The organism is Leptospira mayottensis 200901116 (assembly GCF_000306675.2).
GTDB classification, from domain to species: Bacteria; Spirochaetota; Leptospiria; order Leptospirales; family Leptospiraceae; genus Leptospira; species Leptospira mayottensis.
In genome coordinates this window covers 1260001-1270000 of the sequence record NZ_CP024871.1, presented here as the reverse complement: position 1 = coordinate 1270000, position 10000 = coordinate 1260001, and the positions used below count along the sequence as shown (strand labels likewise).

Genomic DNA, 10000 nt, shown 5'->3' with positions numbered 1-10000 from the left:
ATTTTAATTAGAATGTCCTGGAAATAGGTTTTGGGACAAGCTCTGATATGGCGCCCCCATCCGGAGCCGTAAATATTTTTTCGCATTTTTTTTTAATCACCCAATAATTTAACTCGTTAGAGAAAAGCATTCGCGACGATTGATCAGACTGATATTCGCGGGTTGGATACCGCAGGATAATCTATACATCGGGAGCTGTTCTTAGTCTTAAAACGAAGGTCAAATTTGAAATTCAAATTTGCTTCAACACTGAGCCAACAAGTATTCCTCCTTTATCGTACATCTTCTCTAACGAATTCAATTATTGGATGAAACATTACTCTAACTCTATGCAACCAGATTCATCGCCGCCCAAAGAAATCCGGATAACTCTCTTGAAACTGCCGTTATCATTACCTGAGGAGTTTTTCCTCTTTGCTGTAGATTACGAAACTTCTTGTGTAATCTGAGAGATGCTTTTTCCGCCAAAGCAACAACTAACGCAGGTTGTCCCGATCTACGTGCGGTTACAATCTTACTTCCTGTTCCAGGGAAACGATGTTGCCAAGCTGCTTCTGTCAATATTCTTCGAAGTCTGGGACTTCCAGTTTTTGTTATCCCTGTTTGTTTTCTTTTGGAACCGCTGGAATATTCTCCCGGAACAAGTCCTAAAAAACTCATGAACGAACCGGCTGTTTTGAATCGTTTGAAGTCACAAACCTCACAAAGTAAAAACATTGCGGTTAGATAATCCACTCCTCGGAAACATCTTAATATTCCTACTTTCTCTCGATACGGTTCACTTTTCGCTATCTCTTGTATCCTCTTATCCATCGCTTTTAAATTCTCTTCTTGAACTCTTACCCGACTATAATAGTCGTTAAACGTCTCTTGAAGGATCTCGTTGTTAAACTGTAGATTGTTCAACCATTTGTTATGACTGACTGTCCAATACTTTGTTGCTGAGTAAGTTATACCCTTTCTTAATAAGAATTTCATCAACCTTTGACGATTCCTTCCTAAATCCAAACGAAGGCTGTCACGGGATCTCAAATAATCCCTTACCGCTTCGTCCTCTTCACTCGGTACATGAATCGATTCTAATTCTCCACTTCGTAATAATTTTGCTAATTTGATCGCATCTCTTTTATCGGTTTTGATCTTATCCGAACTTTGTCTTGGTATCTTTCCTGGCGCTACAAGGATACAGTTCACTCCCAAAGACTTGAGATTTCTGTAAAGTGGATAACCCGTTACTCCCGCCTCGTAACAACTATGTATCTCGTTCCATTCTGATTTTAGTTTATTGACGAACTTTTTGATCTGAACCTCATTATGTTTTATCTGCTGTTCTTTTACTATTTCCTTTGTATTGTTCGTTAAACTCGCAATTCTAATCGTTTCTTTGTGGACATCCATTCCTACATATATTTTTCTTTTCATTACGTTCCTTCTGTTGGTTTTCTTGTTTTGTGGTAAATGCTTGCATCTAACCCACGGTTTTCAAGCCCAGAAGGGGCGCCATTTTGTCTTAGATATTTTAACTCTGATTCGATTCGTTGCAATTCCGTGATTGTATCCATTATTTTCTCCCAATCTCTTCCGGATATTCATCGGACTCTCGAATCCAATAGTACAAACAAAGAAGTTTCGTTTTGAAATTTTTGATAAATAACTATATAGAAGTTTTTTAGGTATGTTGAATGAGTAGAAAACGGAAAGTCAAACCTACTCAAAAGTTGGATAGAAGTCGACTTTAAAGAATTCCATTTTCTTTCAGGGTTTTTTCGGAGAGTCCTGTAATTTCTAAAACGGTCTTTAGATCAATCCCTTTCTTTAACATTTTACCGGCATCTTCTAATTTACCTTCAATCTTACCTTTCTCAACACCCTTTTCGATTCCTTGCTGCATTCCTTGTTGTATGCCTTCTGAAATGAGTCTCTCCGCTGTAGTCACTGTTAGTTCCTCATATTGTTCTAATTTTGATCTTTCCAAAACTCTTTTGAGTTCCGTAGGTTTTAAATCACGGGCCCAATAAATATACAACAACAGTTTCCGTAAGATTGCAACCCTTTTCGATTCTTCCTCTATTCCTAATAATAGCGAAAATAACCCCGGTAAGTGAGAAACAAATTCCAAATCCCCTTCCCGGATTTTTTGAACCACCCCCAAAGTGACTTGAAAAGTGATACTTTCCAACTTCTTTTTCAACTCTACTTCTTTTAGATCAAGCAAGTCTATTTTAAAATCGGGAATGAAGTCCTTAAATACGTCCGTTTCTTGTTTTGTTAATACGAACTGGTCCAAAAATCGATCTCCCAATTTCCATTCCTTTTCTCCGTGATAGAACACGAATGGAATGACTACGGAAAGTGGCTCTCCATTTCTTTGTTGGTTTCGATAGATTTCCGTTAAATATCCGAGTAATTGAATATAGATGGTGTTTTCTAAATAACTTTTGTGTTCGAAAAGTAAATAGACGTTCGACTTGTTTCCAGACTTGAGAGGGATTTGAAACAGCAAATCCGTTTGTTCTTGTTTTAGTTCCTCGGATATAAAGCTCGATTCGGACAATTCCAAGTTTTCCAAGTCGAGTAGTTTGACCACTTCCGGCGCTAACGTGTTTTTGAAAAAAGTAGCCGCTTCTTTTTTGTCCTGAAAGGTTTCTCGAATCAATCGATCGTGAGGATTGTTCACTTCGGTCATCCGTTATCCTTGAGCTATCATTTTTCTCGGTCAATTCCATTTGGGAATTCTTCTAACCTACCATTCTTCCATAAAAGGCAGAGTTCGAAGTTTTTCACAAAAGCGTTGTTATATTTGATGGGTGTTTCTACGAATTTTTCCGTGGAACCTATAAACATTTTCAGTTTAAAATTAGATAAAGATATCTTTATTATTGAATGCGGCGATAGAAAATTCTTGCTAAAACTTCGGCACGTTCTTTAGCATTCAACCGCTTTGCTTCTTCCCTACTTTTGAGATCGTCAAATACTGATGTTACATTTAGAATTACGTTGGCTTTACTTAATACAATCCGATTATTATATTCTTCCGAATCTAAGATTTGGAACAATTTAAGCATAAGGAAAGAAGAAATTCGGTTCAATAAAGGAAGACGGTTTTCACCTTCTATGATATGTTCCCTAATTTCAAACGCGTCATAATGTAATATTGCAACAGCCCAAAACAAAGAAGAAATCAGAATGCCGAATGCGGAATTTGAAGCAAAAAAATATCCATGTAATGGAAGAATATAAACAAATATTAAAGAAACCAAGAGCGAGATGATGATACCGAAAAAAATAAAAATGCTTTTACTCGATCATCCCCATGTTTTTGAAAAATAAAAAACAAAACTTGAATTAAAGAAATCAATATATAAAAACTGCAATATCCGATCAAAAGATGATAAATCCAAGTTGGAGTTTAAGCGAACTTCTCTGGTTCTGTAAGATGAACAACATTACAATTTACAATAGATACCAAAAAGTAAACAAGAATGATTATATTGGTCATTGATTTCCAACTCATTTCTTTAGGTATCTTATGCGAGTTAAACAAATTGAATATAAGAAAGTGTAGAAAATGCGGAGTAAAAGTGGCTGGAATTAATGTCCAATTGACTATAGCGGATCGATATTCATTGGGAGTGTAAACTCGCGATCCTAAACAAACTAGCCAAGCAGCAAGTGAAATTGTAAGTAAGAAAAAATAATTTCGAACCGGCTTATTGGAAGCAAAAATGAGGGTGTCAGCGCTCCTGTGTAAATGACATATCTTAAAACGAATCGAACTTCAACCGATCGCCGAAAATAATCGAAAATTGGTTCATGGCTTTCCCCCAATCTTGAATAGGCATGGTCCATTTTTTAGACATATTATTCAAAGCTAAATAAAGAAGCTTGATAGCCGCTTCATCGGTAGGAAACGAACCCCGATTCTTGATAATTTTTCTTAGCCCCATATTCATAGATTCGATGGCGTTTGTGGTGTAAATCGCCTTACGAATATTAGGTGGATATGCCAAAAAAGGAATCACCGATTCCCAATTGTTTCTCCAGGACTTGCTGATCATCGGATATTGACTGTCCCATTTGGTTGAAAAATCATCAAGGCTTTTCTTAGCAATCTCTGCCGACGGAGATTTGTAGATAGCCTTTAAATCAATCATCAACTCTTTCTTCTGTTTGTAAGAAACCCATTTCAAAGAATTCCTTACCATATGAACGATACAAAGTTGAACTTGTGCATTAGGAAAAACTGATATGATCGTATCCGGAAATCCTTTTAACCCGTCAACGCAGGCGATTAAGATATCTTCAACTCCGCGATTCTTTAAATCGGTTAAGATCTGAAGCCAGAACTTCGCTCCTTCGGTGCGCTCCACCCAAATCCCAAGTATCTCTTTTGTGCCCTGTAGATTGATTCCTAAAGCCAAATAGAAGGATTTGTTTTGAACGTGGTGGCCGTCTCTCACCTTTACGACTAACGCGTCCATGATGAGAATTGGATATACTTTATCCAAGGGGCGATTCTGCCACTCGATCACCGTTTCCAGTACCGAATCGGTGACTTCTGAGATCAGATCCGCTGAGACTTCCACTTGATAGATTTCTTGGAGATGTTGGGTAATTTCTCGTGTGGTCATTCCGCGTGAATACATCGAAATGATCTTATCGTCGAAGCCGGTAAAGCGTGTCTGTCCTTTTTGAATGATCTGAGGTTCGAAACTGCCGTTTCTGTCTCGAGGTATTTCCAAATCGATTGTTCCAAAATCTCCTTTGAGCTTTTTGCTACTTTTTCCATTCCGAGAATTTCCTGTGTTATTTCCCAACGAGGAATTCTTCTCGTATCCAAGGTGATGCGTCATCTCACCTTGCATCGCTCGCTCTATCAGTGATTTCGTTAGTTGCTTTAAGAGGCCTTCATTTCCCAGTAGATCTTCAGGACTCTTATCTTTGATTAATTCATCGAGTAGCTCTTCAGCTCGATTTTTGGGGTTGCTCATATTGGGTTTATCCTTGTTACTTTTTGGTTATTCACAAGTCATTTACACAATCAAGCCGACACTCTCTGACTAAAAGTCTGTCCTAAGCCTCAGAATGTAGGAACTCCCGTTGTTTTTTAGAAACTTGCTGGATCGTTTAGAGATATTTTTTTAAGGTTTTGAGACGGGTTCTAAGAATAAGTATCTCGACAACTTACAATTTTCGTTATAAACAAGAACGGAGTGTAAGATCTTATCTTGGCTATTACACCTAATATCAACAAACAAGATCTTTGTTCCAATCATTCCCCTATTCCAATAAAGGTTTAGCAAATACCAATCTTTCTCTTTCAAGCACCGGTTAACTTTAAGTTCCGGGTCTTTCTTTTTTTATCCCATCTCCGTGAAGTTCTCATCTTATCATTTTACTTTTTAAACGAAACTCCGGTTTTCCGGAACCCGCTTTCTATCTTTGATGTGGATTCTGCACCCGATCAACCCGCTCTTAAGATCTCTCTTCCTTTCGAACCGATCTGAGGGCTAACGTATCCCCGTTCTTCCATCAATTCCATCAAACGTGCAGCCTTATTGTAACCAATCCTCATTCTTCGTTGCAAATAACTTGCAGAAGCCTTACGATCAGTCCTAACGATCTCCCAAGCTTGTTCGAAAAGTTGTTCGTCCTCTTCATCCACAGTCGAACTTTCCGTTTCTTCGTCCAGATCGAAATCCACATAAGAAGGTTTACCGAACTTGCGCGCCTCTTCCACAATCCTTTCGATCTCTTCCTCCGAAACATACGGAGATTGAATTCGAATCAAATCCGCGGCGGTAGGAGACTTATAAAGAAAATCCCCTTTTCCTAAAAGGGATTCTGCGCCGTTTTGATCCAAAATAATCTTAGAATCCGTTTTCTGAGCCACATGAAAAGCCATACGTGCAGGACAGTTGGCCTTAATGAGACCGGTGATCACGTCCACGGACGGACGTTGTGTCGCCATAATAAGGTGAATTCCCACCGCTCTAGATTTTTGAGTGATTCGAGTGATCGCATCTTCTAGATCCTTACCCGAAACCATCATCAGATCCGCAAGCTCGTCGATAAAAATGACTATATACGGCATCTTTTTGTAGCCGTCCCGATGTGCGCCCTGTTCCACTTTTTCATTATATGTTTTAAAATCGCGACATTTGAGTTTGGAAACGGAATGATACCGGGCCTCCATTTCCTGAATCGCCCATGCTAAGGCACGAGTCGCCTTTTTCGGATCGGTGATAACGGGCATCAACAAATGGGGAATATCCTCGTACAAAGTGAGTTCTACCATCTTCGGATCGATCATGATAAAACGAACTTCTTCCGGAGAAAGATGTACCACCAAAGAAGAAATCATGGAATTTAAACAAACCGATTTACCAGAACCGGTCGTTCCTGCAACAAGCAAATGCGGAAGTTTATTTAGATCGATGCCGACTAACTTTCCGGAAATATCTTTTCCAATTAGAATAGAAAGATCCTTTTTCGGACGAAGACTTAAGTTTTGATGTAGGATATCTCCGAGAAACACGTCTTCTCTTATGCTGTTCGGAACCTCAATCCCGATCGTGGACTTACCCGGAATCGGAGCTACGATCCGGATATTCTTTACCGCGAGATAAAGGCGAAGTTCGTCTGCAAGGGAAGTAATTCTTCCGAGTTTAACTCCCAAAGGCGGAGAGAGTTCATAACGTGTGATGATCGGCCCACGTTCCATAGAAACGACTTGAGATTCGTACCCGTATTGGCGAATGATCTCTTCGATCTTACGTGCTACTTTGTCCGATTCAATTTTAAATAAAGGATCTTGAATTTTCGTAGTAGTCGTTTTCAAACTCTTAAGAGGAACGTGATAGATGGAACGTTTGGACCGAACTTCTGGAACGAGAGTTATAGGAGGAAATGGTAGAGTCGATTCCATCTTATCTTCCTTTTTTCCCGAAGGAAAACTCAAGGATGAATCAGTATAATCCATCAAGGAAACATTCCGAGACGTTGAGGCTACGGAGGTTTCTATGTTTTCAGAAGAAGTTTCCCCCTGAGAAAATTCTGAATCCAAAGTTTTTTTTTCTTCGAAGGATTCCTCCAAAACTTCTTTAGAATCTGAGGTAATATAATCTTCCTTAGAAAATTCTTTTTCAAATCCGGAAGCCGTTCCAGTGAACGAAACTTCCTCCTTCTCCCGTATTTCTTCCGATGCAACGAAACGATCCGTTCGATCCAATTCGTTCCTTCTACTCGAATCAGAAAAATCGGTTTCCTTAGAAGAAGGAACGACTAATGTAACATTAGGTTTTATACTCGAAGAATCGGAAGTTCTAAAGTCTATGATTTCCCAACCGGAAGAGGTTTCCGGAAAGGTCTTTTGATCCCGAATTTTTTCCGAAAGGGAAGGAGAAACAGATTGAAAACGAAACACCTTACCTTGTTCTTCAAAGTTTCCGGCAAAAGCTCCTCGATTTTGAAAACGAATTCGAGAAGTTTCCGAAGTCACCATGGAACTCACATCTACCTTCGATAATAGATCGGAAAGCCTACCTTCTTTTCCAAAAGTGGAATGAAGTGCATCCCGTAACGGGGATGTCTCTTTTTGTCCCTGAGTTTGTTTGTGAGGATGTATCTCTTGCCGAAACTGTTTTGGAGAATGTATTCCATCTGTATGAGCAGAAAACCAAGGAAGATCAGTTTTTCTTTTTTGAAATTTTTTAACCACCGATTGAAAAAGGGATCCGAGATTTTCTCCACTCTTTCCGAAACCGTATTTTGTCCCCGCTGTCGCGAGAATCCTTCCCACGAAATGAAGAGGTGATTCGTTTAACAAAAGTATTAAACCGTAAAAGTAAAAAATGAGATGAATGAGAACTTTACCGGTCGCACCAAAAACGAATTCCAAACCCGAAGAAAGAAATTGCCCCGCAATCCCTCCTTGGGATGCAAAAGGAATCGTGGAAACATGTCCGGTGATTTGAAGAGTTATGGCGAAACATAATAAAAATATGGGAAGAGACAATAGTCGATTCGTTAATTCCAATCCTTCTTTGACAAGTCGAAGCGCCCCGAGACCAATCATAAAAAATCCGGGCAAAAACGAGGCCGCCCCGAACATAAAAAACATTCCATAAGAAATATAAAATCCTAATCGTCCAAAAAAGTTGTATTCGACTCCATGCTCTCCTGCATCAAAGGAACCCAAAGACAGAATCAGTATAATCCCGACAAAGAGTAATACATAAGGGAGAATCATCTTTCCGTTTTGCAAATTCCAGGTAGATTTGAGATCTTTGGATTCCATATTTTCTCTATCGGGATAAATTCCGAAAAAGAAAAGAGACTTAATTTCGATTTTTTGGAAGTGCCTTATTTCCTCATTTAAAAATATACTTGAACCACTGAACGTTTCCTCACCTAAAAACCTACACGAAACCTAATCAAAAATCAGCACTCTTTTAAGTGAGAGGCTGTAAACATGAAACTATCTTTAGAGGAACGTAAGGTTATGATTAAGGTATTTCGAGAAAGATACAGATACGCCATAGCTTAAAAATATTTTAATTCCAAAAAGAAAATTGCTGAAATATTCTGATTTACTACTACTCGATCTAAAATATTTCTAATTTAAATGCTTTTTGAATGGGATGATAAGAAGAACACTTTAAATCTTAAAAAGCATCAGATATCGTTTAAACAAGCTTCTCAGGTCTTTTTAGATAAAGATGCAATTTACATTCCCGATAAAAAACTGAGGAAAGGTGGCTTGTCCTTGGGAAAATTGAAAATTTTACTGTAATAGTAGTTGTTTTTGTAGACAAATCTAATAAAGAAGCAGAAAAGTTAAGGATAATAAAGCTAATAAATTGGAAGAAAAAGAATACTTCCAAAGATTAAGAAATGAAAAAACATTACGATTTCTCTAAAGGTAAAAAAGGCGTCTTCTTTATAGAAGATAAAAAAAAATATACATTTGCCAATATATCTTGATACCGATATCGAGGAATATTTTTCCAAAATTGCATCTTCTAAAGGTAAAGACTTAAATTCTATCATTAACAAGGTTCTTAAAAAAGAAGTCGAACTTCAAAAAGAACTTTCTATTTGATTGTTTAGCTACGACGTATAACTACGACTTCCCGCTTCGTTCGGCTCCGCACATTCGCTTTGTTACTCAACTTGCGAGACGACGCTAAGGCGCCTCAAACCTCGTGCCAATTTTTTCGCGTGCTTAGACGCGCTCCAGAAACGCGAACGTCGGGAAAGCTTATATCGTTAGGCGAAATCTCACCTTTAACCATGGGACACAAATTTGCCGCCGAATATAACGCCGCCGTTGTGCTGGCATCACGGATCTCGTCGATTCCCATGCTCAAGGCCTTGACATTCCGTCCGCTGCTTCGCTCGTGGCCGCTCGGAGTCCCGAACTATTTCGCACGCATGTTACCAAAGAATTTCTCCGTGCAGCGCATCGAATCCGCACCGGAAAGACTCGTGTAACAGATCTATACCTTCGAAATCAAGATACAGTTGCAAACAATTTTGTTGCCTATGCCAGATTACGACCGTGGCAACTTCTCTGCGGATGCTAACGACGAACTCTATAATCATGTCGCTCAGTACATTCAGAAATGATAATTACTGGAGATAACGATCTATTAAAAATGAATCCATTTGAGAAAATTGAAATAATTTCTCCGAGGGAATATAAGTTACGATATTTAATTTAATTCCAAGTGAAACCTTCGAGGCGATTCTTTCGTTAAGTGAAAAGCCAAAAATCTTTATTATTATGAAAAATAAAGTTCTCCACTCCCGTTTGCCTTTTTTCGCTCGTTCCAAATCCGGCAGTTAGGTAAGTATAACTCTCCATTTTCCAATACTTGATAGTGTAATCTCATTATTTGTGAAATTTTTCTACAACTTCTATTACTGATCTCTATAAAATAGGATACCCTTAATTGAGCACAAATTCCGCGTTTAAGCGTGGAGTTTTAGACACTTT

The 10000-nt window shown here is 38.6% G+C and carries 7 protein-coding genes and 2 pseudogenes (1 of these 9 cut by a window edge); 4 read left to right on the top strand and 5 right to left on the bottom strand.

Going from position 1 to position 10000, the window contains the following annotated elements; all coding sequences use genetic code 11:
- The gene (locus LEP1GSC190_RS05635; protein WP_100224632.1) for an IS5 family transposase occupies positions 1–27 on the top strand; it begins 782 nt to the left of the window's first position. Within the gene, positions 1–27 belong to an annotated coding region that runs on past the window's edge; the region does not span the whole gene.
- Positions 28–327: 300 nt separating this feature from the next.
- Here the strand turns inward: LEP1GSC190_RS05635 and LEP1GSC190_RS05630 are convergent.
- The 5 genes and pseudogenes from LEP1GSC190_RS05630 to LEP1GSC190_RS05610 all read right to left on the bottom strand — a co-directional run bounded on the left by LEP1GSC190_RS05630 (position 328) and on the right by LEP1GSC190_RS05610 (position 8299).
- On the bottom strand, positions 328–1422 hold the full coding sequence (locus LEP1GSC190_RS05630; RefSeq protein WP_117344675.1) for an IS110 family RNA-guided transposase: 1095 nt from the start codon (positions 1420–1422) through the stop codon (positions 328–330).
- Positions 1423–1735: 313 nt separating this feature from the next.
- Positions 1736–2686, bottom strand: a complete 951-nt coding sequence (locus LEP1GSC190_RS05625; RefSeq protein WP_117344676.1) for an Rpn family recombination-promoting nuclease/putative transposase — start codon at positions 2684–2686, stop codon at positions 1736–1738.
- Positions 2687–2876: 190 nt separating this feature from the next.
- Positions 2877–3772 (bottom strand): annotated as a pseudogene (locus tag LEP1GSC190_RS19735) (LIC10906 family membrane protein).
- The gene (locus tag LEP1GSC190_RS05615) at positions 3762–4991 is read right to left on the bottom strand and encodes an IS256 family transposase (RefSeq protein WP_002745514.1); all 1230 of its coding nucleotides are present in this window, start codon (positions 4989–4991) and stop codon (positions 3762–3764) included. Before LEP1GSC190_RS05615 ends, LEP1GSC190_RS19735 begins: the two are co-directional and overlap by 11 nt.
- 473 nt (positions 4992–5464) lie before the next feature.
- Positions 5465–8299, bottom strand: coding sequence for a DNA translocase FtsK (locus LEP1GSC190_RS05610; protein WP_002760662.1), 2835 nt, complete (start codon positions 8297–8299; stop codon positions 5465–5467).
- Positions 8300–8626: 327 nt separating this feature from the next.
- Here LEP1GSC190_RS05610 and LEP1GSC190_RS20160 point away from each other — a divergent pair, with 327 nt between their 5' ends.
- From LEP1GSC190_RS20160 to LEP1GSC190_RS19540, 3 genes and pseudogenes are all read left to right on the top strand, one after another.
- Positions 8627–8794: a BrnT family toxin gene (locus LEP1GSC190_RS20160; protein ID WP_002760765.1), complete on the top strand. Its 168-nt coding sequence runs from the start codon at positions 8627–8629 to the stop codon at positions 8792–8794.
- 101 nt (positions 8795–8895) lie between these two features.
- Positions 8896–9103, top strand: a pseudogene (locus LEP1GSC190_RS19725) (toxin-antitoxin system, antitoxin component).
- A 191-nt stretch (positions 9104–9294) separates the two neighbouring features.
- Positions 9295–9495, top strand: coding sequence for a hypothetical protein (locus LEP1GSC190_RS19540; RefSeq protein WP_126160275.1), 201 nt, complete (start codon positions 9295–9297; stop codon positions 9493–9495).
- Positions 9496–10000 lie beyond the last annotated feature (505 nt).

Coding starts and splice junctions, on each gene's coding strand:
- LEP1GSC190_RS19540 (WP_126160275.1), top strand. CDS start 9,295: ATGGGACACAAATTTGCCGCCGAATATAACGCCGCCGTTGTGCTGGCA.
- LEP1GSC190_RS20160 (WP_002760765.1), top strand. CDS start 8,627: ATGCTTTTTGAATGGGATGATAAGAAGAACACTTTAAATCTTAAAAAG.
- LEP1GSC190_RS05630 (WP_117344675.1), bottom strand. CDS start 1,422: ATGAAAAGAAAAATATATGTAGGAATGGATGTCCACAAAGAAACGATT.
- LEP1GSC190_RS05610 (WP_002760662.1), bottom strand. CDS start 8,299: ATGGAATCCAAAGATCTCAAATCTACCTGGAATTTGCAAAACGGAAAG.
- LEP1GSC190_RS05615 (WP_002745514.1), bottom strand. CDS start 4,991: ATGAGCAACCCCAAAAATCGAGCTGAAGAGCTACTCGATGAATTAATC.
- LEP1GSC190_RS05625 (WP_117344676.1), bottom strand. CDS start 2,686: ATGACCGAAGTGAACAATCCTCACGATCGATTGATTCGAGAAACCTTT.